Annotated in this window: 23 protein-coding genes; 8 read left to right on the forward strand and 15 right to left on the reverse strand. The window is 58.6% G+C overall.

All coding sequences use genetic code 11. The features are described 5' to 3' along the window. The first annotated feature begins 24 nt into the window (after positions 1-24). From ispG to VFE46_00765, 4 genes are all read left to right on the forward strand, one after another. Entirely contained in the window at positions 25-1,167 is a 1,143-nt protein-coding gene (gene ispG / locus VFE46_00750) for a (E)-4-hydroxy-3-methylbut-2-enyl-diphosphate synthase (GenBank protein ID HZZ26504.1), read from the forward strand. Between the two features lie 90 nt (positions 1,168-1,257). After that, positions 1,258-1,476, forward strand: coding sequence for a hypothetical protein (locus tag VFE46_00755; GenBank protein ID HZZ26505.1), 219 nt, complete (start codon positions 1,258-1,260; stop codon positions 1,474-1,476). Between the two features lie 196 nt (positions 1,477-1,672). Further along, a complete protein-coding gene (locus tag VFE46_00760; protein ID HZZ26506.1) occupies positions 1,673-1,879 on the forward strand; it encodes a type II toxin-antitoxin system HicB family antitoxin in 207 nt (68 codons plus the stop codon). Positions 1,880-2,284: 405 nt separating this feature from the next. Next, positions 2,285-3,124, forward strand: coding sequence for a DUF1570 domain-containing protein (locus tag VFE46_00765; protein ID HZZ26507.1), 840 nt, complete (start codon positions 2,285-2,287; stop codon positions 3,122-3,124). A 25-nt stretch (positions 3,125-3,149) separates the two neighbouring features. On the opposite strand, the gene VFE46_00770 is transcribed toward VFE46_00765, so the two are convergent. The 6 genes from VFE46_00770 to VFE46_00795 all read right to left on the reverse strand — a co-directional run bounded on the left by VFE46_00770 (position 3,150) and on the right by VFE46_00795 (position 9,823). Further along, positions 3,150-4,103 carry a GNAT family N-acetyltransferase gene (locus VFE46_00770; protein HZZ26508.1) on the reverse strand — a complete coding sequence of 318 codons (954 nt, stop codon included), beginning with the start codon at positions 4,101-4,103 and terminating at the stop codon, positions 3,150-3,152. A 108-nt stretch (positions 4,104-4,211) separates the two neighbouring features. After that, entirely contained in the window at positions 4,212-4,520 is a 309-nt protein-coding gene (locus tag VFE46_00775) for a Rieske 2Fe-2S domain-containing protein (GenBank protein ID HZZ26509.1), read from the reverse strand. 10 nt (positions 4,521-4,530) lie between these two features. Further along, the gene (gene thiL / locus VFE46_00780; GenBank protein HZZ26510.1) at positions 4,531-5,460 is read right to left on the reverse strand and encodes a thiamine-phosphate kinase; all 930 of its coding nucleotides are present in this window, start codon (positions 5,458-5,460) and stop codon (positions 4,531-4,533) included. A gap of 71 nt (positions 5,461-5,531) precedes the next feature. Beyond that, positions 5,532-6,902 carry a trypsin-like peptidase domain-containing protein gene (locus VFE46_00785; GenBank protein ID HZZ26511.1) on the reverse strand — a complete coding sequence of 457 codons (1,371 nt, stop codon included), beginning with the start codon at positions 6,900-6,902 and terminating at the stop codon, positions 5,532-5,534. Between the two features lie 901 nt (positions 6,903-7,803). Then, positions 7,804-9,081, reverse strand: coding sequence for a Gfo/Idh/MocA family oxidoreductase (locus tag VFE46_00790; protein HZZ26512.1), 1,278 nt, complete (start codon positions 9,079-9,081; stop codon positions 7,804-7,806). Continuing rightward, on the reverse strand, positions 9,053-9,823 hold the full coding sequence (locus tag VFE46_00795; GenBank protein HZZ26513.1) for a 3-ketoacyl-ACP reductase: 771 nt from the start codon (positions 9,821-9,823) through the stop codon (positions 9,053-9,055). The genes VFE46_00790 and VFE46_00795 overlap by 29 nt, the downstream gene beginning before the upstream one ends. Before the next feature lie 165 nt (positions 9,824-9,988). Between VFE46_00795 and VFE46_00800 the strand changes: the two genes are divergently transcribed. Beyond that, complete coding sequence (locus VFE46_00800; GenBank protein HZZ26514.1) at positions 9,989-10,183, forward strand: carbon storage regulator; 195 nt, start codon at positions 9,989-9,991, stop codon at positions 10,181-10,183. 31 nt (positions 10,184-10,214) lie between these two features. On the opposite strand, the gene VFE46_00805 is transcribed toward VFE46_00800, so the two are convergent. The 8 genes from VFE46_00805 to VFE46_00840 form a co-directional block, all read right to left on the reverse strand. After that, positions 10,215-11,096 (reverse strand): hypothetical protein, encoded by an 882-nt coding sequence (locus tag VFE46_00805; protein HZZ26515.1) that lies wholly within the window; start codon positions 11,094-11,096, stop codon positions 10,215-10,217. Next, positions 11,093-12,124, reverse strand: coding sequence for a D-alanine--D-alanine ligase (locus VFE46_00810; GenBank protein ID HZZ26516.1), 1,032 nt, complete (start codon positions 12,122-12,124; stop codon positions 11,093-11,095). Before VFE46_00810 ends, VFE46_00805 begins: the two co-directional genes overlap by 4 nt. 45 nt (positions 12,125-12,169) lie before the next feature. Continuing rightward, complete coding sequence (murB, locus tag VFE46_00815; protein HZZ26517.1) at positions 12,170-13,063, reverse strand: UDP-N-acetylmuramate dehydrogenase; 894 nt, start codon at positions 13,061-13,063, stop codon at positions 12,170-12,172. Further along, positions 13,005-14,531 carry a Mur ligase family protein gene (locus tag VFE46_00820; protein HZZ26518.1) on the reverse strand — a complete coding sequence of 509 codons (1,527 nt, stop codon included), beginning with the start codon at positions 14,529-14,531 and terminating at the stop codon, positions 13,005-13,007. The genes murB and VFE46_00820 overlap by 59 nt, the downstream gene beginning before the upstream one ends. A gap of 168 nt (positions 14,532-14,699) precedes the next feature. After that, the gene (gene murG, locus VFE46_00825) at positions 14,700-15,857 is read right to left on the reverse strand and encodes an undecaprenyldiphospho-muramoylpentapeptide beta-N-acetylglucosaminyltransferase (GenBank protein HZZ26519.1); all 1,158 of its coding nucleotides are present in this window, start codon (positions 15,855-15,857) and stop codon (positions 14,700-14,702) included. Next, positions 15,826-17,028: a phospho-N-acetylmuramoyl-pentapeptide-transferase gene (mraY, locus tag VFE46_00830; GenBank protein HZZ26520.1), complete on the reverse strand. Its 1,203-nt coding sequence runs from the start codon at positions 17,026-17,028 to the stop codon at positions 15,826-15,828. Before mraY ends, murG begins: the two co-directional genes overlap by 32 nt. A gap of 522 nt (positions 17,029-17,550) precedes the next feature. After that, positions 17,551-18,951: a UDP-N-acetylmuramoyl-tripeptide--D-alanyl-D-alanine ligase gene (gene murF, locus VFE46_00835; protein ID HZZ26521.1), complete on the reverse strand. Its 1,401-nt coding sequence runs from the start codon at positions 18,949-18,951 to the stop codon at positions 17,551-17,553. A gap of 97 nt (positions 18,952-19,048) precedes the next feature. Beyond that, a complete protein-coding gene (locus tag VFE46_00840) occupies positions 19,049-20,578 on the reverse strand; it encodes a UDP-N-acetylmuramoyl-L-alanyl-D-glutamate--2,6-diaminopimelate ligase (GenBank protein ID HZZ26522.1) in 1,530 nt (509 codons plus the stop codon). Positions 20,579-20,838: 260 nt separating this feature from the next. Here VFE46_00840 and VFE46_00845 point away from each other — a divergent pair, with 260 nt between their 5' ends. After that, positions 20,839-21,708 carry a PTS sugar transporter subunit IIA gene (locus VFE46_00845; GenBank protein ID HZZ26523.1) on the forward strand — a complete coding sequence of 290 codons (870 nt, stop codon included), beginning with the start codon at positions 20,839-20,841 and terminating at the stop codon, positions 21,706-21,708. Positions 21,709-21,717: 9 nt separating this feature from the next. After that, a complete protein-coding gene (locus VFE46_00850) occupies positions 21,718-22,575 on the forward strand; it encodes a hypothetical protein (protein HZZ26524.1) in 858 nt (285 codons plus the stop codon). A 64-nt stretch (positions 22,576-22,639) separates the two neighbouring features. On the opposite strand, the gene VFE46_00855 is transcribed toward VFE46_00850, so the two are convergent. Next, entirely contained in the window at positions 22,640-23,374 is a 735-nt protein-coding gene (locus tag VFE46_00855; protein ID HZZ26525.1) for an ImmA/IrrE family metallo-endopeptidase, read from the reverse strand. Positions 23,375-23,557: 183 nt separating this feature from the next. Here VFE46_00855 and VFE46_00860 point away from each other — a divergent pair. After that, on the forward strand, positions 23,558-24,291 hold a 734-nt coding region (locus VFE46_00860; GenBank protein HZZ26526.1), incomplete at its 3' end, for a radical SAM protein.

A 24,291-nucleotide genomic window follows, 5' to 3' on the forward strand; every position in this document is an offset into this window, starting at 1 on the left:
TACTCGATTGATTTCAATTTACGAATGATTGCCATTCAACGTAATCCAACTCGGGCGGTGCGAATCGGGTCGGTGACCATCGGCGCCGATCATCCCATCGCTGTGCAAAGCATGACGGCTACCGCCACACAGGACGTGGCCGCCACCGTGGCGCAAGTGCGCAATTTGGAGCAGGCCGGGGCCGATGTGGTGCGAATTGCCGTCGATAACCGCAAAGATGCCGAGGCGTTGGCTGAAATTCGCCGTCAAACGCGCGCGAATTTGGCGGTCGATTTGCAAGAGAATTATCGCCTGGTAACTGATGTCGCTCCGCATGTGGACAAGGTGCGCTACAATCCCGGGCACTTGTACCATCACGAGCGTGAAAAGCCGTGGCAGGAAAAAGTGAAATTCATTGCCCAGGCCGCCGCCCAGCACGATTGCGCCATTCGCATTGGCGTGAATTGCGGCAGCGTCGATCCGGCGAAGAAGGAAAAGTACGATCCGGCCGATTCGATTACCCCCATGCTCGAAAGCGCCTGGGAACATTGCGACTTGCTGGACCAGCTCGGTTTCACTCGTTATTGCGTATCGCTCAAAGATTCTGATCCGAAAAAGGTGATTGAAGTCAATCGCCGCTTTGCCGAGCGCCGGCCCGATGTGCCATTGCACCTGGGCGTAACCGAGGCAGGCCTGCCGCCCGATGGAATCATTAAAACCAGGATCGCGTTCGAGCAGCTCATCGGCCACGGCATTGGCGACACCATTCGGGTATCGCTCACGGTTCCCAATCCACGGAAGGGGGAAGAAATTGCTGCGGGGCGTTCCATTCTAGCCGATATTGCCGCTGGCCGGGTACGCAGCGTGGTCGATTTCGGCTTGAAGACGCTGAACATCATCAGTTGTCCAAGCTGTTCCCGAGTGGAAAACGAAGCGTTCGTGGAATTGGCCCAGCAAGTGAAAGAAATGACTCAATTTGCCGAAGATCACAGCATTACCATCGCCGTGATGGGTTGCCGCGTGAATGGTCCCGGCGAAACCGATGATGCCGACTTGGGCCTGTGGTGCGGTCCGAATTTTGTGAACCTCAAACGCCGTAGCGAAGAACTGGGCGCGTTTCCGTACGACAAAATTTTACCCCGGCTGCGAGAAGAACTGGATGCTTTAATTGCAAATGGCGACAAGTAGGACGCAACAAGATATAGGGCAATTCCTATCCATGAAATAGTGTAGAATTGAAGGGCTGACCCACACTTCAATTCGGGGGGAGTAGAAACGATGTCTGAATCGGTCCATTTTGGCGAAGTTTTGGAGGCCGCTGATCAGCTCTCCGTTGACGAGAAGGAAGAGCTTATTGCGATTCTGCGTCGTCGTCTGGCGGAAGAAGGTCGCCGCCGGGTCATTGCCGACGTGGAAGAAGCTGGCAAAGAATTTAAGGCAGGAGCCTGCAAAGCAGTCAGCGTGGATGAGTTGATGCGCGAGATTCAGGACAATTAATATTCAATTGGGATTTAAGTATGAGCGGTATCGGCAATCTCATCGGGCTCTTGGCCGGCGGTTTATTTATGGGAATTAGCTGGTTAGTCGCGTTGAGCCGCACGACGAATAGAAGCCGAGGCCTTAGTGTCGCAGTATCGGCAACGTGGATGAACAAAGAAAACTCGAATTTTGCAAAGCCACTGTGGAAAAAGTCATGAAATTTTTCGTGAATATTGATCGGGATGAAGACGGCGTGTGGATTGTAGAATGCCCATCCATTCCCGGCTGCGTTAGCCAAGGAAAAACAAAGGACGAGGCATTGGCTAATATTCAAGATGCCATCCGTTCATGCTTAGAGGTGCGTGCGGAAAAAGGTCTGCCCCTGACTATTGAAACTCGGCAAATCGAAGTGGAAGCATAATGCCACGTCTGCCCATGCTGAGTGGTCGTCAGGTGGTTCGAGTTTTCGAGTCGCTTGGTTGGCAAGTGAATCGACAGAGCGGTAGCCACATCATTCTTGTCAAAGAAGGCCATTTGGCCACTCTATCAGTGCCGGACCACCGCGAGGTTGCCCGTGGAACACTTCGAAGCTTGATCCGCGCCGCCGACTTAACGGTCGCTGAATTTCTTAGTGCCGTCAAATAAAGCTAGCTGCCGGCCAGTTTGCTCTTTGTTCAATCGCCCGGCTTCGCTATCATTGCTCGCTTTTCATAGGGTCGGTTTGGGCCATTGGGTTCTGGCGCCGCGCATGTTGGTTTGATGCTCTTGCGGGCCGAGTCCAACAAACCGATTTTGCTCACATTTTTCCGGGTCATGGAGGACCAGGATGCACGTGGGGGCACCGCGGTTTCGTTTTCGATTCCTTTGCCGGCTGGCAGGAGCACTGGCGATTTGCGCCGCAGTTTGCGGCTGCGCTACATGGCACACTGCTCCCAAATCTAGCGCGGAGCTGCCCGAGCGGTTCACCGTGGCGCTGGACCAGTTGCTCATTCACAGCAATTTCGAAATTCCAAGCCAACACCGGCTGCTGCAGGAAATCAATGCGGAACGAGTGGACATTAGCAGCCAGCTGAACCTGCCCATCTCGGACGAAAAGATCCACGTTTACTTGTTCAAAGAGCCGGAACAGTTTTACGAATTCATCCGGCTAAAATATCCTAACTTTCCTGACCGCCGAGCGTTCTTCATCGAAACCGACACCAAGCTTTCGGTGTACGCTTACTGGGGCGATCGAGTGGCGGAAGACCTGCGCCACGAAGTGTGCCACGGCTATTTGCATTCAATGGTGCAAAACTTGCCGCTGTGGCTGGACGAGGGATTGGCCAAGTACTTCGAAGTGCCGCGCGGCACGCATGGGATGAATTCCACCTTGCTAGTCGAGCTGGACAAGCAAGCCAAGCAAGGACGGTGGCGGCCCGATATTCGTCGGCTGGAAGCGCTGCGCTCGCCGGCGGAAATGACTGAATGCGATTACGCCGAAGCCTGGTCTTGGGTGCACTGGTTGCTCGAAACCGACCCGGCACACAAATCCTTGTTGCAAGAATATCTAACCGACCTGCGCCGCACGGGCACGCCAACTCCGCTTTCGCTGTACGTGCGACGACTGCCGGGAGACCCCGAACACCAGTTGTTCGATTACATTGTCCGGCTGCAAGGCGGACAATAACGCAGTGGCTCATGAACGCAGTGGCTCATGTTTCTTTCCGAAACACAACGCCGCTATCCACCTGCTGGAAGCCGAGCTTCGCATACATCGCTAGGGCCGGCGCATTCTGTTGCATGGTTTGCACTTCGATCAGGCCGTAACCTTGCTCGGCGGCTTGGCGCAAAATTTCGCCGACCAGCCATATGCCCATTCCCTGCCGGCGATACGGCTCTTCCACCCACACGTCAATCAGCCCTGCGGTTCGCGCGCCCCAGGCGTGGCTGAATGTTTCCATGTCCACCAGCGTGGTCATTCCGACGGGCTCGGCTTCATCTTTCAAATACAATCGGAATTGCAAGCGTGTGAAATCTCCGAGCGTGCAGATTTCCCACCACGTCCGCAACGGCGGATCGCATGTGTATTCCACACGCACGCGCCGCCGCAGCAGCATTTGTTGCCGATCGACAAGCGGTCGAAAATCGGAGAGCTCTCGATGCAACACCACAGTGCGGTCAATTTCGCGGTAACCTGCGGCGCGAAAAAAGCTTTGATGCTGCGCGTCAGAGTCCAGTATGCCTGGCAATTCGCTGCCGCCGTACAGCCCGACATAAAACGCATTGAGCGGGCGAATGCCGCCGCCATAAATCAATTTCGCTCCGCTGTGGCATAAATAGGCTTCGCTGCGAGCGATCAACTCCGCGGCAATTGTAGTTTCCTGCGGATGAGGCGCCACGATTGTCAAAATGGCTGCGCCCATTTCGTACGACAAGGCCGATTCATCTTCGACCGGGCCAAAGCCCGCGTGCGCAAAACCGATTGGCAGATCATCATCCGTGGCCAGCACGAGGCCGGCCGGATCGAAGTACAGCTTGGAAAGCACCAGCCGGTCAAGCAGCGTGATATTCATTGGCTGCACGTAACCCCGCAATCCGGAGCGCGTGCGCCAAATTTTGGCTAAGTGCGGCGGGTCGCTGTTACGAAAAGTACGAAAGCCAATCAAAATGCCAACTCACGTAGGGCGGTTGCCGAATGTCATGCAAACACGATAGCAAAAAACGCCTATCCCAAACAAGACGATGTCTGCTTTATCACAAAGATTGAGCATCGTTCATTCAGACACATTTACCCACACCGCGCCGGTTTCCACTTTGGTTTCCAAGCTCGGCTGCTGCAGGTTGCGGCTAAGTTGATGTTGCCCCGTGCGCACGTCGAACTGCCAGCCGTGCCAAGGGCAAGTGACGATGCAGCCGGTAAGTTCCCCTTCCGCCAGCGGCCCGCCTTGATGCGGGCACACGCCGTCGAGGGCAAAAAATTCGCCGGCCACATTAAACAATGCTATTACCCGATCGCCGGCGACCACTTCCAGGCTCTTTCCCGGCGGACAATTTTCCACGGCGGTAATTCGCTGCCAGGCCATGCGTCTCTCGTTAACTAAATACATGTTGAAAGCCGTGCGGCGCTAGCGGCGTAATTTGTCCAGCGGAATTTCGTGACAGCAGCCGCCTTGCGGCGATAAATTCACCCACATCTGTTAACCGCACGCCGTCCAGCGGTTGATCGACCAGCATTTGCTCCGCCGCCGCGGGCGGAACAGCCAGAATTAATTCAAAATCTTCCCCATCGCTCAGCGCATGTTCGATGGCCGATACGCCGTCTTCGCGCTGTTTGGAAAGTTCGTGCGCAGCCGTGGCAATGGGAATTTTATCCAAGTCGATAATTGCCCCGCATCGGCTTTCTTCGCACACATGCCATAAATCGAGCGATAACCCATCGCTACAGTCGATTCCCGCCCGTAGTGGATACCGCTGATGCAATAGCAGCGCCTCCTCCACGCGCGGCGCGACATCTAAATGCCGCCCTAAAATGCTGCCGCCGAAAACGCCGGTGACAATAATTCTATCTCCCGCCGTAGCCCCGCTGCGGCAAAGGGGACCATCCAGCGTGGTTTCGCCCAGCACCGTTACGCTAATTACTAGCCGGCCATCCCAACTGTTCGTGTCGCCGCCGGCCAAGGCAATGTGAAAACGCTCCGCCAGGGGCAGCATTCCCTCGTACAGCTTTTGTGCCAGTTCGCTGCCATTTTGCCGCGGCAAATTCAAGGCAATCACCGCCGCCAAGGGTTGGGCGGCCATCGCCGCTAAATCGCTGAGGTTAATTGCCAGCGCCTTGTGCCCAATCTGCTCGGGCGAATGAATTTTCAAATCGAAATCAACGCCGTCGGCGATTAAATCGGTGGTTACCACCACATCGTTTCGCCCTGCGGTTGCCAATACCGCGGCATCGTCGCCAATGCCTAACTTCAACAGCGGATGAGGAGGCAACTGCTGGCGCAACCAGCGCAGAAAATCAGTTTCCATTCTCCGACCATATCGGCGCGTCCCCGCAGATGCAAGTAGCGATCGATCGCCCAGCAACCGTGCCCACGGCGTTATCGTCGTTCCAGCGACACCGGCAGATGGCCGTACAGCGTTTCGCTGCCGCGCAGAATGTAGAATTTGATCGGCTGAATGTCGGAAAAATCGGGCCGGTTGAGCACGTAATCGACGTTATCCAGGCTGACGGTTTCCCAAATATGCATCCCCACCAGCACGTCGCCGCGGCGAATTCCTTGCTTGGCGGCCGGACTATCAGGCCGTACTGCGGTGACGGTTAATCCGCCGTGATACCGCGATTGATACTGCTGGAACTGCTGCGACGAAATCGGCTGTAATTTCAACCCCAATACTTCCCAGGCGGCGTCGGCGGGGTTGCTTCCCCTTTTAGGCAAATCGGTCAAGGCCAGCTTCAGTTCGACCGGCTGATTGTTGCGTCGCACCGTGACCGACGCATCTTGCTCGGCAGGCCGGCCCAACATCGCCCGTTCAAAATCTTCCGATCTGGCCACCCGTTTGCTGTCGACAGACGTGATGACATCGCCCGACTTTAGTCCGCATTTGGCGGCCGGGCTGTCTTCTTCGACGGAGGTGACCACCGCGCCATCCGGATGGCCGGGCGTATCGCCGGTTTTCGCGCCGTGCCATTTTCGCTCGACCCGTTCCACGCTCATCAACTTTGCCGCCACGATCATCGCTTTGTCGACCGGAATGGTAAACCCAATGCCTTGCGCTCCGGCCCGCACGGCAACGTTAATGCCAATCATCTCGCCGTCGATGTTCAACAGCGGCCCGCCGGAATTTCCGGGGTTGATGCTGGCGTCGGTTTGAATCAGGTCTTCGTAGCTTTGCGTATCGCTAATTTGCACATTGCGGTGCAAGGCGCTGACGATTCCCCGCGTAACCGTGTGCTCGTATCCGAAGGCGTTGCCCAGCGCGATGACCGTTTCGCCGACCATCAGGTCGCTGGAGGTGCCAATCGAAATCACCGGCAGTTTGCGTGGCAGGTCGATTTTCACGATCGCTAAATCATTTTTCGGATCGGTTGAAACCACCTGGCCCACGCAGGTGGTGCTGTCGGACAACGTCACTTCAATTTTGGTGACGCCGTCGACCACGTGGAAATTGGTGATAATGTAACCGCGCTCGTCAATCACAATTCCGGTGCCCATCCCATTCACTTTGTGCGGCACATCGGGCCGGGCCAAAGGATCGTCGTCGCCAATCAGGGTTTTTTGCCCGCGGATGTTCACCACCGCGTCGCGCGCCCCTTCTACTGCTTGCACAATGGCGGTGCGACGGGCTTCGGAGGCTTGGCCGGAGCGGCACGTGCCAAGTTGGGCCAAGCTCACTAAGCCGCTGACTGCAATCCAGCACAACGTGCTCCGACAAAATCGAGGCACGCGACGGACAAGGCAATTAGTCATGGCAGGCCGATGTGGACGTGAGGAAGCGTTGCGAAGATGCGCCCGGCACATGGCCGGATCGGTGGGAAAAAGCAATTCGCTGGGCAGGAAATGCACAGCGATACGCTGGTTAAATCGGTCCACCAGTTACAGGCGCTTAAAACGCTACGAAGCGGCCCGAATAGCTTGCCTGATTGCATCTTCCGGCACAAAAGATTGCCGGTTACTGGCCCGTTTTCCGCTCGCGTAAGATGTGCCGGTCCGGCAAACGTTGCCGAATCAGCAACGCGGAACGTCTATCGTCGCAAAGATGCCCCGCTGTTTGCACTTGCCGACCAGTCGGTTGAATCACTGGCACTGGCATTCGTAGCGCAAGCCGGCGAACTGTTGATGTTCCGTGGCGGGTATTGAACTTCGCTGGCTGGCGTCGGAAGGGGAGCTATAGGCGCCGAAGGCATGCCGTTGTGATCCGGCCACGGTGTATAGATTCCAGGAATCGCCGCCGGGGGTGAAAACACTGGCCGCGTCGGCAACGGATGAAAATTCGCATGCGGCGGCACAATGCTCGGATCATTTTCCTCGCAAGTTTCGCTGGAAAAGCATCGGCATTGATGCATCATCGCGCGGTTGAATTCTGCGCCTCCCAGGGGTCCAACCGGCGCAGAGCAGCCTATTAGCGTTGCGGCTCCCAATCCAATAAACAGTGAAGAAACAAGTTTTTTCACGAGCTCACCAAATTCACTAATCTACGCAAGACTCTCAGGCTATCGAGAGGCGATCTCTGCATAGAATCCCGGGTCAATTCATCGGATCGACTAGGACACCAACTTGCGGATAACCGGCAAAGTTTGTGTAGACTACCGCCAGGCGGGCGTGTTAAGCGGGAGAGAATGTTTAGCCAGCGAGAGCGAGGGGCCAGCCTTTAACGCCGCGATTCGTTGCCGCCTTTATCCTGCGTTTGTCGCGGCCTTCCAATGAATGCCAGTGGCTGGAGCAGCAAATAAAGCCCGCAGACAACAAGGAGCAGAATCGGCCAATGGTCCAGCAAATTTGCCAGCTTCCCCCAGCCTGCTTGCACAGCCAGCAAATGTAACAGAGCCACGACAACTACAAGGACCAACCCGGCCACCAGCAGCCCGCAGCCGATCGAGGTCATTGTTCCTTTGAACGTGCCAATATCGGTGAATTCTTCTTGATGCAGATCAATCGTGCGTCCCTTGGCCAGGCTGCGATCAATCGTCTCCGCCAGCTCCACGGTGCGAGAGGCCTGAGCCCAAGTCGGCTCAGTCTGTTCGCTTTGCATGGCAGCGGCGAGTTTTTCCAGGGCCATGGCGGCCGGATCCCAATGCGGGTCTTCCATGTTGGAGGTCCCGCGAACTTCCAACTGCCAGGCGCCACGATCGGGCATCTGCATCACGGCCTTTCCGTGTGCGCCGATGACCGTGAGCCGACTGCCGGAGCCAGCTTCCGCAGGAGAAACGCTCCATCGGCAAACCAGCCCTCGCGCAGATGTCATTTGCACCGTCAAATTCAAATATGGCCCAGCCGATTTTCCGGCTTCGGTTCCCAAAGCGTGCAGCTTGGTCGCCGGACCCGCGACAAATTGCAGCAAATCAGCATCCATGGCAAATTGTCGCAACACCGTTTCGCGATTTCGTACTGGCAAAAACCGCTCAAACACGATCTGTTCAATCGAACCGATTTCCGCGGAATCATCCTGTTCCACGAGCGATTGCAATTGAATTGCCGCCGGGTGCCATTGCGCTGGCAAATACGGCAGCACGACGCTGTGCGACTCCTCGCGAATCATTTCCAGCTCATAGCATTCCAGCATCGACAGGCTGATCGGATGCGAAACGATCAGCGGCATTCCAGCCTGAATGAGCCGGCGGAGTTGTTCAACTCTGATGTTCGAGGGCTCGCCCATTGGCTGATCGGCCGCCACCAACACGGCATCGAGCGAACTGGTATCTAGCGCGTTTTCCCAATTGGTCATCGGCCGGGCATTGCCGGCAATTGCTTTCGCTTCCGCTGCGCGGGATGCAGTGGCATCGATCAATGCAATTTCGTCGTGCCCGCCGCGCATTGCCGCTGCGGCCAGGGCAAGTGTGGCATCGTCGACGCCCAACATTGCTAGTCGCATAATGAGTTGATTGCTGATGACGGATTGCTTACAGTCGCCGAATGTGAAAACCGCCATCCACGTGAATTCGTTCCCCGGTGCTGAACGGAAACACATCGGCGACGATTGCCGACACGGCCTGCGCCACATCTTCCGGGCGTCCCCAGCGGCGAATAGGCGTTAACCCGCCGCTTATCAAGCGATCGTACTTTTCTTTCACCGCCGCGGTCATGTCGCTTTCAATAATGCCGGGACAAATTTCGAACACGCCAATTTTCTCCTCCGCCAACCGCACCGCAAATAATTGCGTGAGCATCGGCAGCGCGGCTTTCGTCAGGCAATAGTCGCCACGGTCGGTCGAGACAGCGAATGCCGAGATTGACGAAATGTTGATGATTTTTCCTCCTGGCATTTTTCCAGCGCGGATGAGTTCCACCATTTTGTTCGCCGCCAACTGCGTCAGAAAAAAAGGGCCCTTCAAATTGGTGTTGAACACCTGGTCCCACGATGCTTCCGTCGCTTCCAACAAATCTTTTCGACCGGGTGACGTGATGCCCGCATTGTTGACCAGCACATCCAATCGTCCGAATTGGCCGAGCATCGCCTCGACCAGCGCCGTCCGATCGGCCGCGAAGCCGACGTCTCCCTTCAATGCCACCGCCTGCCCGCCGCTATCGACAATTTCCTCAACCACTTTTTCTGCGCTGTCGGCCCGTGACGCGTAATTTACCCCAACGGCGTAGCCCGCGCGAGCCATTTCCCGGGCAATGGCTCGGCCAATTCCGCGAGAACTGCCCGTCACTAACGCAGAAAGAGGCATAGAAATGCTGGATAAATCTGACGTTGTTGCCAAAAGCTAGCTTTGCTATGCTAGCACGAAAGTGGCGGGCGCAAAAGAGACGGCGCTTGTTCGAACGACGACGGAGTTCGCTTCGTATTCGATGCAAGAAAGCCTGATGCAGCTTTTGATCCAGGAGGGATGGCCATGCTTGTATTATCGCGCCGGGCGGGTGAACGGATTCAAATTGGCGAGCAAATCGAGGTTACCGTCGTGCGGATTAGCGCAGGGGTGGTGCGCATCGGAGTGGAAGCGCCCGTCGAAATGACGGTGGTGCGCGAGGAAATTCGCGAGGGCTTTATACCCACGACCCGAGAGCGCCCCGTCGAACAGCACGACTAGCCCGCTAACTATGTGTTGCCGCTGAGCTTGCTCAACGATTTGCCTGCCGCAGGTCGCGCTGCTTCGCCGGCACAGCATCCGGCGATTGAAATTCGACGAGCAAATTTTTCAGACGAACAAGTTTTTTGGCCGCCGGCGCTTCGTCGCCGCTTTCTTCGCCCGGCGGATCTCCCCATACAAACAAAGTTCCCTGGCGAGTGACAAGTTGCAATCCTGCTCCGGCAGGGTCGTCGCTACTCTCGGCACGCGGTGATTGAATGTGATGAAACCGCAGCATTGGCCAGGCATCTTGCAGCACCGCGGCAAGCTTCGCACCTTGTTCTACGGCAGGATCTCCCCAGGGCGAGCCAATCATTCCTCGCGGACTGGTTTCGATGCCGGCAATGCGCGGATACTGGTGCGCTTCGTCAGCGGAAAAACCCGCCGTGGGTAGCAGCACGCCGGCGTCATCGATTGGCAACAGGCCGCCGGACACTTCCACCATGGCGACGGGATGGCGGTAGACCAAATCGATCCGAATGTGCGCCGGATAAGAAGTGTGAACGCCCGACACGCGATCCACCCAAGGGCATAAGGCAAACGCTTCGGACAATAGTTGCGGCGTGTGCTCGTCGAGGATGGATATTTTACTCAAACCGGCATCGCGAATCACTTCCGCCTTGAGATCGGTATGCACCCAGCTTGGCGGCGTCGTGATTTCCAAATCTTCGGCTGCCACCAAATATTCCGGCAGTTTCTCGACATGCGGGCGCACTCTCCGCCACACGCCCAGGGCCACCCCCACCCCCACGCCACACACCACAATTGTCACTAGCGCCAGCCGGGCAGCCCGAGAGGAGCGAAACCACGCGATTGCAGTACTGAACAGCCCACGCCGCGCACCCCGCGATTCTCTCTTGGCAACGGTGCTCACATGAGTGCCTGCTGGGTTCCACGTAGTTCAAATTCTGCATTCCTGCGGCGTGAGACGGGACGGCGGCGAAATCGCTGCCGGGCCTCGCGCACCATCCAATCGACCAGCGCCGGCATTTCCATTCCCGCCGCTTGGGCCGCCCGCGGCGACAGGCTTCGAACCGTCATGCCTGGAATCGTATTCACTTCCAGCACCCACGGCCGGTGCTGGGCATCGAGCATTACGTCGACCCTCACTAACCCGGCGGTGCCTAGCGCCTCGGCAGCCATGACCGCGGCCCGATACAGCTGAGCCTCGACCGCCGCCGGCAGACCGGTATTCAACTGATATTCTGTTTTCGGACTGCAATACTTTGCCGAATAGGTAAACAAACGCTGCGGCGCCACTATTTCAATCATCGGCAAGGGGTCGCGTCCCAATAGCGAAATCGTGAATTCTCTCCCTGCCACGTACGGCTCGGCGATGATGCAATCGTCATATTCCGCCGCCGCACGCACGCCTGGCGACAGTTCGGCTGGATGAGCAGCGATGGAGATTCCCAAGCTGGAGCCCTGGCTTTCGGGCTTAATGACCAAGGGAAAGCCGAGAGATTGTAATTGCTGCCGCACGGCGGAAGCGGGGTGCGTGTTTTCGGCGTCCCGATATTCGCTCGCCGTGAATGCAATGCTCGGCAAGGTTGGCACGCCGTGGCTTTTGAATCGCAACTTCGCCGCCGATTTGTGCATTGCCAACCGGGAGGCAGCCGGCCCGCTCCCCGTGTAGGGAACACCCAGCGTTTCCAAGTGCTGCTGAATTTGCCCGTTTTCGCCGGGACCGCCGTGCAGCGCCAAGCAGCAAACATCGAACGACGGCCAGTCGATGGCCGATAAGCTTATTTCGGCCGGATCGATCATGACTGGTGCATGGCCGGCCAGCGATAATGCCAAGGCCACTTGCCGCCCGCTGTGGAGACTGATTTCGCGCTCGGCAGAATCGCCACCGTATAACAGCGCAACACGAAAGCCAAATGCACCAGCGGCGCCATCCATGGCCATGCTCCCAATAACCCGCCCGTTCAATGGGCGGCAAGCGCTTCACCAAATTTCAATTTCCAATTCCAGCTCCACGCCCAGGTGTTCTGCCACCCGGCTGCGCATCAGATCGATTAGTTGCAGCACATCGTGGCTGGAAGCGTTGCGATCGACCACCACAAAGTTTGCGTGCCGATCGCTGACCTCGGCCCCGCCCACGCGCGTGCCTTTCAAGCCGGCCTGATCGATCAGCATTCCGGCGCTGATGCCGCGCGGGTTTTTGAAAATGCATCCGGCACTTTGATGCGCCAGCGGCTGTGCGGCCTTCTTAACGATCCATTGCTTTTGCATCCGCTTGGTCAATTCTTGTGGATCGTCCGTTTCCAATTGAAATTGCGCCGACAAAATGACCAACTCATCCAGACTGCTGTGGCGATAGGCAAATACCAGGTCTTCCCGTTGTCGGGAAATAATTTCGCCCTCGCGTGTTATCACGTCTGCCTGGCACGTCCATTGGCCAATATCTCCGCCGCTGGAGCCGGAGTTGCCATGCAAGGCGCCGCCAATGGTGCCGGGAATGCCCACCATGGTTTCCAAGCCTCCTAGGCCGGAGCGCACCGCGGTGGAAATGACATGCCCTAATCGCGCTCCGCCGCCGGCAGAGAGCACTTGCTTTTCAACTTGAATTTCGTTGAATGCGGGCGCAGCCAAGCGCACCACGACGCCGGGCACGCCTTCGTCGCGCACCAGCAGGTTCGATCCGCCGCCCAGCAAGCGAATGGGCAAACCATCCCCGGCCGCACGGCGCACCAGTGCCTGTAGCTCGTCAACCGACCGCGGCTCCGCGAAAAATTCCGCGGCTCCCCCCAGGCCCATCCAGGTGAGTGGCGCCAAGGCCTCATGCGACCGCACAATTTCGTCGAAGCCGCTCGTGAAACTCGTAGAAGATTTTCCCAAGATCGCCTGCTCCTATGGTCAAAAGCACGTCGCCGGGCTGCAATTCGTTGCTCAACCGCCTGGCAATGGCCGCCGGCTGATGCTCTTCCAGCACTTCGCTGCCGCCGGCTTCCAGTAAATTGGCTAAATCAGTCGCCGTGGCGGCTGCCGGTTCGGCTGTATTTTCCCGAGCCCGGTAAACCTCGGCGACCGCAATTCTATCGGCATTGTGCAAACTTGTGGCCGTTTCGTCTAGTAAGGCTGCCAGCCGCGAAGCCTGATGTGGCTGAAACACGCACCAAATTCGCCGCCGCGGAAACATTTGTCGCACCGTCGTTAAGGCGGCTTTTACTTCGGTGGGATGATGGGCGTAATCGTCCATCCAGGGCACTCCGCCCCAGCGGCCGCGCATTTCCAAACGCCGTTTCAGCCCGCGAAAGGCCGCCAATCCTTGTGAAATATGTTGGGCCGAAACGCCGCAATGCCGCGCCAAACTGGCCGCCGCCACCGCATTGAGCACATTGTGCCGCCCGGTCACAGCCAAGGTTATGTGGGCCAGTTTGGAATCGTGTCGCACCAAATCGAAGCGATACCGCCCCAGCCGATGCTCCAAATTGGTCGCCCGCCAATCGGCCGCGCGCGAAAACCCGAACGAGGCGACGTGCCTTCCCAACGCCACGGCAATTTCCTGGGTGAGGCTGCATTCTTGTGAAGCGACAATTAAACCGTCGTGCGCCGTTTGCTGTGTGAATTTTAGAAATGCCTCTCGCAATTGCGACGGCGAGTGGTAGTAATCGAAGTGATCCGGCTCAATGTTCAAAATGGCCGATACGTTGGGTCGCAGCTGTAAAAAGTTTTCGCGGTATTCGCACGCTTCCACGACAAACAATTTTCCCTCGCCATGCCGGCCGCCGGTTGCGCCCAGCTTGCGAGAGCGCGCCGTTAGCGAAACTGTCGCCGGCGTGGCCTTGGAATCGGCGTGCGTGCCTCCCGGCGCCAACGCAGAGGCCCCGCAGATGACCGTGGGATCGAGTCCGGCGCGAATCAAAATTTCCGCCGTCATTGCCGTGACCGTCGATTTGCCATGCGTTCCGGCAATGGCGATGGTTTGCCCTTCGGCGGCTTGAGTCTCGCCGGCTAACTGGGCCAGCATTTGCGCGTAACTCATTTGCGCAATGCCCCGTTGCTGGGCTTCCATGCGTTCCAGGTTATTCTCCGGCACGGCGTCGCTGTAAATTAGTAGCTGGGCCTCCGGCGGCAAATGGTTGCTAGCATGGCCCGAAAAAACATGCACGCCGCGCGCAGCAAGGCTGCCAGCCGCTTCGGGCCGCACATCGGACCCGCTAATCTTCCAGCCCCGGTCCAACAGCACGGTGGCCAAAGCGCGCATTCCTGAGCCGCCAATGCCCACCAAATGAGCATTGCGATTTTGCCCAGCGGGTCCGGTGCCTGGTCGGGTTGCCAATTCATGGATTCGATCAACACGCATAGTTGTTCTGCCAGATGTTAAAAAATGATTGATTTCGTTTCACAATTCGCTCGATTGGGCTGCGGATCATACGAGCTGCCGCGCGCCACGGTCAATGCCGACAAGGCAAGCGTGCTGTCGACGACAGCACAGCAAACAGAGTCCAGCGAACGGTGCAAACTCTAGCTCTCAAGCGGCTTTGCGCGCCGCAGCCTGAGTTGCCAGCTCGTACACCATGGTTGCCACTTGCCAGGCGGCGTCAGGCCGCGCCAAGCGCAACATGGCCGATGACATTTTATTTCGCGCGCCACCGTCGGCCAGCAAATCGACCAACGTGTCGGCCAGCGCATCATCAAAGGGCACCCCCGGCTGGCGCTCGTCAATCAGGCGTGCAGCTCCGGCCGAGCGAAATAATTCCGCATTGAGCCGTTGATGATCTTGCGCTGCGTGCGGATATGGCGCCAACACCGCCGGCACGCCGGTGGCCGCCAGTTCCGCCAAGGTGGAGCCGCCGGCACGGCAAACCGCCAAATCGCTTTGCCGCAACACTTGCGGTAGGTTGCGCACAAAGGGCACGACGAGTGCCTCGATCATCAATTTGCGATACAACTCGTCGGTGGCTGCCGCCTCGTGCGCGCCGGCCTGGTGCACAATTTGCCAGCCGGAGAGTTGATCGCGCAGCTTATACAGCGCTGGGGGGACAAATTCGTTCAACGCGTGCGCGCCGCCGCTCCCGCCCAAAATCAGCAATCGATGCCGCCAACCGTGGCGCGTTGCACGCCGGGCACGGTGAGCAGAAGTTCGTGGCCGGAAGCCCGCTCGCAGTGGATTTCCCGTCACTCGCACGGGACACACGGCGCGAAAGTGTTGCCGCGAATTCGGCCACGCGGCACAAATTAAATCGGCCCCCGCGGCCAGCCATCGGTTGGTTTTGCCCGGCAATACATTTTGCTCCAACAGCACCAGCGGAATTCCCATGCTCCGCGCCGCCACACCCACGGGCAGGCTAACGTAGCCACCTAAGCCGACCACGACGTTGTACTTTCGCCGCTGTAAAAGACGCCGCGCCGTTTGAAAGCCCACCACGTTCTGACCGACGAATCGCCACATGCCGCGCCATCCACCTGCGGCCGGGGCACTGCGCAGCGAAAGGTATTCCAAGCCCGCCTCGGCTACTAAGCGTTGTTCCAAAGGCCGGCCGCTTCCGGCGAAGGTCATCGCCGGGGCATCCGCCAGCGCGGCCAACTGCGCAGCCACGGCCAGCCCGGGAAATAAATGTCCCGCGGTGCCGCCGCCGGCGAACAGAATGTTAACTTTACTTGGCTTGGACATCGCTTTCCACGACATGGTTTGCGAATCCAAGTTCGCGCGCCGCGATATTTTCGCCGGTCGATGGCGCTCGGGATTCCTCGCTGCGGTTCATTTTCATTACGCCCAGCGCCACCAGGGCGCACAGCATCGACACAATCCAAAACCGCGTCACAATTTTGTTTTCCGCCCAGCCCACCAGTTGAAAGTGATGGTGCAGCGGCGCACAACGAAAAATACGCCGGCCGCGCAGGCGGCACGAAGCAACTTGCAGAATCACACTGCCTGCTTCGGCCACAAACACGGCCCCCACGATCAACAGCAGCAATTCCTGTCGGGCGACCACGGCCAGCAATCCCAAAGTGCCCCCCAGCGCCAGCGAGCCGGTATCGCCCATGAACACTTGCGCCGGTTGGCAATTGAACCACAAAAATCCCAGCGTTCCCCCGATCATGGCGCCGGCAATGACAACGGTTTCCCCAGCGGCAGGAATATGTGCCACGCCCAAGTAACCGGCCCAATCGGCGTGACCGGCCACATAGGCCATGATGGCCATGGCCGCCGTCGTGGTGAGCAAGCATCCTCCGGCCAATCCATCCAGCCCGTCGGTCAAATTCACGGCGTTGGAACTGGCCACAATCACTAGCATGGTCAGCGGCACAAACCAAATACCTAGCGGCACACTTGCACACAGCAAGGGAATTTGTAAATCGGCGCCGCCGGGCACATCGTGCTGCACGGCATACATCCAGCAGGCGATCAATCCCGCCACGGCGAATTGCGCTGCCAATTTGGTGCGCGCGGTCAATCCACGGCCGGCGCCCGATAATTTTTTGAGATCGTCCAGCGCGCCAATCGTGGCCAAGGCGATTAAGTTCACGATCAAAATCGGCACGTAGCTGTTCTTCCAGTTGCCAAGCAAAACGGCGGCCGCCACAATGCCGGCGACTAAAAACAATCCACCCATGGTCGGCGTGGCGGCTTTGTGGCGATGCAACTGGCTCAGTTCGGCCGACCGTTGGTTGGGCGGCTCACGGAAGCGATTACGCAGCCAGGCAATGACGTGCGGTCCTAATAACACGGCCAGGATGAAGCTGGCCAAGGCTGCCAGCGCCGTGCGGAACGTGATTTTGCCAAACCCGGTTTGCATGGCGGACCACGGCGTTCCGGTCCACCAGGTTGCGAATTGATCGACGAGCCAAACGAGCATAATTCGTCATTTCATTCGTCATTTCAGCTGCCTCCGGAGGCAAGTGTGCCTCCGGCTATCCGTAACCACTAATCTCTAGCCCTAGCCACTAACCCCTAGCCACTAACCCCTAGCCACTAACCGCTAGCCACTAACCGCTTGTTCCCTGAGTCGTCGGAGCGGCGTTGCCGCCGCTCCGACGCTCAGTCTTGGCTCCGTCGCGAAGCACTTGCCCGCGCAATTGACCCAGAAACTGCGCCAGACAAGTTAATCACTCCTACCCAGGAGGGAGGGTAGCGCCTCGGTTCCCGCAAACTTTGGCGCAGCGGACGGAGCCACAACTTGGATTGTTCCTTCGAGGTGAAGAGATGGGGAAGTGAGAACTCACGCGCTCACTGCCTCATCTGTTCACCATTCACGTCATCACTCGCTCAGCACCTCGCTCCGCTTGCGCGTCGCGGCTAAACATCGATTCACTCATCACCCGCTCATGTCTTCACTTGCTCAGCACCGCGCTCCGCTTGCGCGTCGCGGCTAAACACTTCACGCTGCGCGCCGCAAATTTTCACTACGAATCGCCTCCACCACGCGCTCCAAACCCATGGCCCGCGAACCCTTCACCAACACGGCACTGCCCGGCTGCGTGAGGTACTTGGCCAGCGAAATGGTTTCTTCCATCGCCTGGCAGGCGGTTGCCCGCGCACTGGGCATGCCTGCGGCTCGGGCGGCAATTACCACGTCGTTGGCATGATCTCCGCAGGCGATGAGCCGATCGGCCCCGCACCGCGTAACTACTTCCTCGCCAATCTGCCGGTGCCATTGCCGGCTGGCGGCGCCCAATTCCTTCATGTCGCCGCACACCACCACCCGCTCTCCCGGCGCATCCACTTCGCGCAGCAGCTCCAGTGCCGCCCGCATGGCCGAGGGACTGGCGTTGTACGAATCGTCGATCACTTTCACGCCCGCTTCGTCGGTCACCTGGCAGCGCATGGAGGGTGGTTGAAAACCCGCCAGGGCGGCCGCAATTTCCGCGGGCGACATTCCGAATTCCAGTCCCACGGCAATGGCCGCCAGTGCCGAAGTCAAATGATGCCGACCCCAAACGGCCACTTCGTAGTTCTGCCGATCGACACGAAATTGCAAACGGCCGCCGGCCGAGCGCACCTCGGAGGCGGACAAATCACAATTCGGTCCACGGCCCGTCCAAACAACTCTTCCGGCGCAGCGGTGACGCATTTGTCGCTGCCACGGATCATCGCGGTTAAGCACCGCCAGGCCGTCCTGTGGCAGGGCTTCCAGCAATTCCGCCTTGGCGGCGGCCAATTGCTGCTGATTACCGAAGCCGCCCAAGTGGGCTTCGCCAATTCGCGTGATGATGCCAATTTGCGGCCGGCACAGCTTGGCCAGCTCGGCAATTTCGCCTGGCGCACTAGCGCCCAGCTCTAAAGCGGCGTATTGGTGTTCGCGCTCCAGCCGCAGCAAGCTGAGCGGAACGCCAATGTTGTTGTTGTAGTTGTGCGGACTGGTCGTGCCGGAAAACTTGCTCTGCAGCACAGTGTCAATCATCAGCCGGGTGGTCGTTTTTCCCACGCTGCCAGTAACGGCCACCACCTTTCCGACAAACTGCCGCCGCTGCCAGGCCGCCAGCGATTGCAGCGCTTTCAAGCCGTCTTCCACGCGCAACGACCAACGACCCGCCCACGGCTCCACGTTCCGGCCGGCCACCACCACGCCCGATGCGCCGCGCACCAGCGCATCTTCTGCGAAGCAAGAGCCGTCGAAGCGTGGGCCCGTTAAGCCCCAAAACACCATCTCGGCCTGGATCCGGCGACTATCGGTAACAATTGGACCCACGTGCGTCGTTTCGCCGTGGCGCGGCGGCATCGCCGCTAACCGCAGTTGGCCGCCGGTAATTTCTCGAAGTTGCGCCAGAGTTAATACCATGATTTTTGATCCATCAACTGCCGAAATCGCATCCATCAATTGCCGAAATCGCATCCATCAATTGCTTAGCCCCGGCCGCCAGGCCGGGTTGATTTCCTCAGCCCGCGTTTGCTCTCCACAAAGACGCCAACGCCGGCGCGCCGGTCCGCGGCAAGGAAATATTTTCGTACAGCCAGCGGCGGGCAATTTCCCGATCGTCGAACCAATTCCGCTGGTTGCCGACAATTTGATAATCTTCGTGCCCTTTGCCGGCGATCAAAACGCAATCTCCCGCTTCGGCCTGCTCCAGCGTCCAAGCGATGGCCTCGGCCCGATCGGGCTTTACCACCACGGCATTGCTGTGCACGAACCCGCGCAAAATATCGCGACGAATTTTGGCCGGGTTTTCCCGACGTGGATTGTCGTCGGTCACAATCGCCAGGTCGGCGGCTTGCTCCACGGCCTGAGCCATGAGCGGACGCTTTTCTTTATCGCGCTGGCCACCTGCGCCGAACACGCACAGCAGCCGTCCTGGGGTGGTGGATCGCAGCGACCCGAGTACGCTGGCCAAGGCATCGGGCGTGTGGGCGTAATCGACAAACACGCTAAATGGCTGGCCGCATTCCACTCGTTCCAGACGGCCGGGAATTTTTTCCAACTGTTCCAACCCGCGCACGATGTCGGTCAGCGGAATGCCGTATAGCAGCCCAACCGCCGCGGCGGTAAGGCAGTTGTAAACGTGCCCTGTGCCAATGATTTTGGTGCGAACCGCAGCAGTATTGTGGCCGGCATGCAATAAAAACGTTTGCTCGCTGGCGTGCCGCTCGATGATGGTGGCCGTGAGCTCGGCGGAGTTTTCGAGGCCGATGGTCAGCGCCGCCCCGTTGAACGAAGTCACAAATTCGCGGCACACGGCATCGTCGGCATTCAGAACTGCAAAGCCGTCCGGGCTAATTTGCTCGAGCAACCGCCCTTTCGCCTGGCGATAATTTTCGATGGTATTGTGAAAATCGAGATGATCGCGCCGCACGTTGGTAATGCAGCCGGCGTCGAATTCGATTCCGGCCGTGCGTGATTGCGCCAAGGCATGGCTGGAAACTTCCAACACGGCGTGCGAGCAGCCGTTGGCGGCCATTCGCGCCAGCCAATCGGCCAGCATGGGCGCCGGGGGCGTGGTCATGTCGCTGGAATCGATGGCCAGGCCGTCGCTGTTGACAATGGTGCCGGTCAATCCGGCAGTGTAACCGGCCGCTTGCAGAACGCTGGCAATCAGCCAGCTGGTGCTCGTTTTGCCGTTGGTGCCGGTGACGCCAATCACTTTCAGCTTGCGGCTAGGATGGCCTGCCAGCGCCTGGCAAATTTCGCCAAAGGCGATACGGCTGTCGGGCACCACGCACACCGGAATGCCCGCGGCCGGCACATAGCGCTCCGACAAAATGGCCGCCGCCCCGCGTTGAACCGCTGCAGAAACGTATTCGTGGCCGTCGACGTGGCAGCCCACCAGCGCAGCAAACAAATCGCCGGGATGGCAAGTGCGCGAATCGGCCGTGCAGGCTTGCACAACCACGTCGTCGGCTCCAAACAGCGTGGCCGCAGGCAATAATTGCCGCAAGCTGACGCCGCCAGCGCTAGAGGTAATGTCCCGCATGTCGCAAGGCCTCCTTGCCCTGCTCGGCGGTGAGTGCGGCATCTGCCGCCTTCACAACCTGTCCCGTTGCCCCCGGAACTTGGTCGAGACGTACAAACCGAAAAGCCAGCGGCCGCTTCCTTCCTGGTTACGGCGCGCTCGTGAAAAAGCGATCTCAATTGCACTGCAAACGGGGCCGAATTGTGGCGATTTCCGCATTCCTGTCAAGGCGATTTCGGCTGACTTTCAAACCCCTATTTTTTTGCTTGCACCGAGTGCGCATGCCTGCTGGCTTCTTCACCTTCTTACCTGCTCGCCTCCCTTACCTCATCAAGCTCCGCACCTTGCATTTTGCACTGCATTCAGCTACCTGCATTCCTCTCTCATCACCTCCGCATTCCCCATTCCGCATTCCCCATTTTGCCGTTACGCTATCACGCATGGCAGAAGAAGATTTTGATTTGCAGCGGCTGGCTGTCTATTTGCATTTAACGCCGGCGCAAGTAAGCCGCCTGGCGGAGCGCGGCAAAATTCCGGGACGCAAAGTTCAGGAGCAATGGCGGTTTTCGCAAGCGGATGTGCATCACTGGCTGGAGAGCCGCATTGGATTGTCCGATCAGGAAGAGTTGCAGCAAATGGAAGCCATTGTTCGGCCGGCCGCAGGGCATTTGCTAGCTCCGGTGGGCATTAGCCAACTGCTGCCGCTGGCCGCAATCGAAGTGCCTTTGCTGGCGAAAACGCGCAATTCGGTAATCACCGCTATGGCCGAAGTGGCTGCCCGCACCGGGCTGTTGTGGGACCCGCAAAAAATGGCCGAAGCGGTCCGTGCCCGGGAAGATATGCACCCAACGGCGCTGGAAATTGGCGTGGCGCTGATGCACCCGCGCCGGCCGACGACCAGCATTTTAGGCGAAGCGTTTTTAGCGTTTGGCCGAACGGAAAACAGCATTCCGTTTGGCGGACGCAGTGGTTTAATGACCGACTTGTTCTTTCTGATTTGCTCGACCGACGACCGTGGTCACTTGCAAACCTTGGCGCGCTTGAGTCGAATCATTGCCGAACCGGAATTGCTGGCCGCGCTGCGAGCCGCGCCAGATGCCGAAGCCGTCCGACAAGCAATTCAAACGGCCGAAGCAAAATTGAATGCGTAGCGCACCTGCATGAATCAAACTCTACCCACGTTGTGGATTGGCCCTACGGATCAAGCCGAATTCCGCGCGGCGGCCGCCTGGCTAATTGGCCGCGGGGCTTGGACAGCCGGCAATGTGCCTGCGGCGCTCCATTTGCTGACCGAGAAAGGCTTGGCTCCGGCGGTGATTGTTTTGGCAGAGTTTTCTCCGCCGCGCATCTCGAAAGGCCAGCTTGAAGCGTTGCACCAAGCGGCGCCGCTGGCCCGAATCGTGCGCCTGTTGGGGCCGTGGTTCGAGGGAGAAGTTCGCACTGGCCTGCCGCTGCCCGCCGCGCTGCGAATTTACTGGCATCAATGGCCGAGCCACTTGCCGCGGTTGGTTACGCCTGTGCCTGCCGATGGGGACCATGGCGAAACGGTTTTTAACCCCTGGCTGATCTCTCCTGCCACAGCGGCCGATGACGAACGGTTGCTGGCCTGCGACCCTTTGAATTCGGCGCGCTCCAATTCCTCGACCGCGCTCATTGCCGTGGTTTCGCCGCAGCGCGAAACAGGTCAAGCCTTGTGCGATGTCTGCTCGCTACGAGGATGGAAAACCGTTTGGCTTCGAACACCGCCGGTGGAAACGCCGTTGAAGGTCGACACCATTGTTTTTGATTCCAGTGCTTGCGCCCAGGCGGAGCTAGCCACGGTGGCCGCGCTGCAAGCAATTTCCGGCCACGCGCCGCTTGTGGTTCTCCAGGGCTTTCCGCGCAGCGAAGATATTGCCCAGTGGCACGCCGCCGGCGCTGCGGCAGTCGTCTCCAAGCCGTTTCTCGCCGCCGATTTACTGGGGCAAATTGCCCAATGTGTAGCGCGCCCGCCGCAGTGTGAAGGTGCTGGAGTGTGATGTGCCGCAGTGCGATCGTGCCGCAGTGTTAACGAGACCAGTGTGAACGAGCCGGCGGGTCAATTCAGAACTCGGCGAACTCGTCCACTTCGACGCGCACAATTTCCCGTTTCCAATCGGGCTCGTGAATCGGCCAAGCGCGAATGGCCGGCGGACCATCATCATAAACCGCTTGGCAAGTTTCGTGGGCCTGGCGACGAGCCTGAAGTTCTCGCGCGCACGGCGGGGCCAGCCGATAGCCGGCATTGCTTTTTCGCCATGCAAGTTGGTTTTGATCGTATACCGATAAAATCACCGGCGGCGGAAAATCGAGCATCCGCCGGGCGATCAACTCGTGGCTGGCGGTGGTGTAAATTTCTTTCAACCGCAGCAAATCCCACTGGCACTCGTTCCCGGCGCGATGAAACGATTTGTGTGGCAACAACAATCGCGCCGCCATGCCGTTGGCGATGGTCTCGCGCGCCTGTTGCGGCACTAAATGAGGGTCGACCGCCAATTGCGCAAACACTTTTTCCGCCAACGCTTCGCCAATTTCATGCGCCACGGCCCAATGCAGCCGTTCCGGGCGCGGGTCGTGCTTGACAAAAATCGATGCCGCGTTTCTCCCATTGGTCATGGCCAAATTGACCAGCCGTGCCCGCCCCTGTTGCCGATCGTCCCAGGCCACGGTCAGGCCCAGCCGCTGCGCCAAGGCGACCGCATCGATCGGCGTCTTATCGCACCGTACGCTCCGCAGCGCACGGCGGGCCACTATATCTAGCGCTCCCGCTAATTCTTCCCGCGAAATTTCCGGCAGCATGACGGCACCCAGTTAGTGTACATATGTTTATATCATGCGGGTCGGTCCCTGTCAAGCAATTGGTAAGCCGCCGGTTAGGCAGGCGAATTCGTTTTGAGCGGTCCACTCGTCAGCGCGCTGGGTTTCGGATAAGATGAAGAACCTGAACATTGCGCTCCATCATTCACTGATAAAGGCCCCCATTTGTCCGCCATAGCCGAAAAACCCGCCCAAACCAATTGCAAAGGCACCTACGCTTTTGTCAGCCTCGGCTGCCCCAAAAACCTGGTCGATAGCGAACGCATGCTGGGCCTGCTGCAGCTCGATGGCTACCGCCTGGTGCACGAACCGCAGGGGGCAGATTTCGTCGTCGTCAACACGTGTGGCTTTATCGAGCGGGCCCGCGAAGAATCGTATTCCACCATTCACGAAATGCTGGAACTGAAGCGGAGTGGCGATATCCGGGGCGTCATTGTTTCTGGCTGCCTGGCGGAGCGCGAAAAAGAAGTGCTGCTGGAAAAATGCCCGGAGGTAGATTACATCGTCGGCGTGTTTGGCCGCGAGCAGGTAACGCAAGTGGCCGATCGTTTGGTCGGCCGGCTGGCGGAGCAACGCAGCGTGTTCCGGCCGGCGCCTTCGCGCCCATTTTCCGATCGTTCCCGGTTACGAATCACCCCGCGGCATTTTGCCTATTTGAAAATTTCCGAAGGCTGCGATCGCCTGTGTACGTTTTGCGCAATTCCCAAAATGCGCGGCAAGCACGCCACCAAGCCGATGGAAGAAGTGCTGGAGGAAGCCGCCGAGCTGGCGGCCGACGGCGTGCGCGAACTCATCATCGTGGCCCAAGATACCACGTATTACGGTCTCGATTTATACGGCCAGCCGCGCCTGGCGGAACTGCTGCGGAAACTGGTCAAAGTGCCCGGCCTGGATTGGAT

It is taken from the genome of Pirellulales bacterium, assembly GCA_035656635.1.
Taxonomy (GTDB): domain Bacteria; phylum Planctomycetota; class Planctomycetia; order Pirellulales; family JADZDJ01; genus DATJYL01.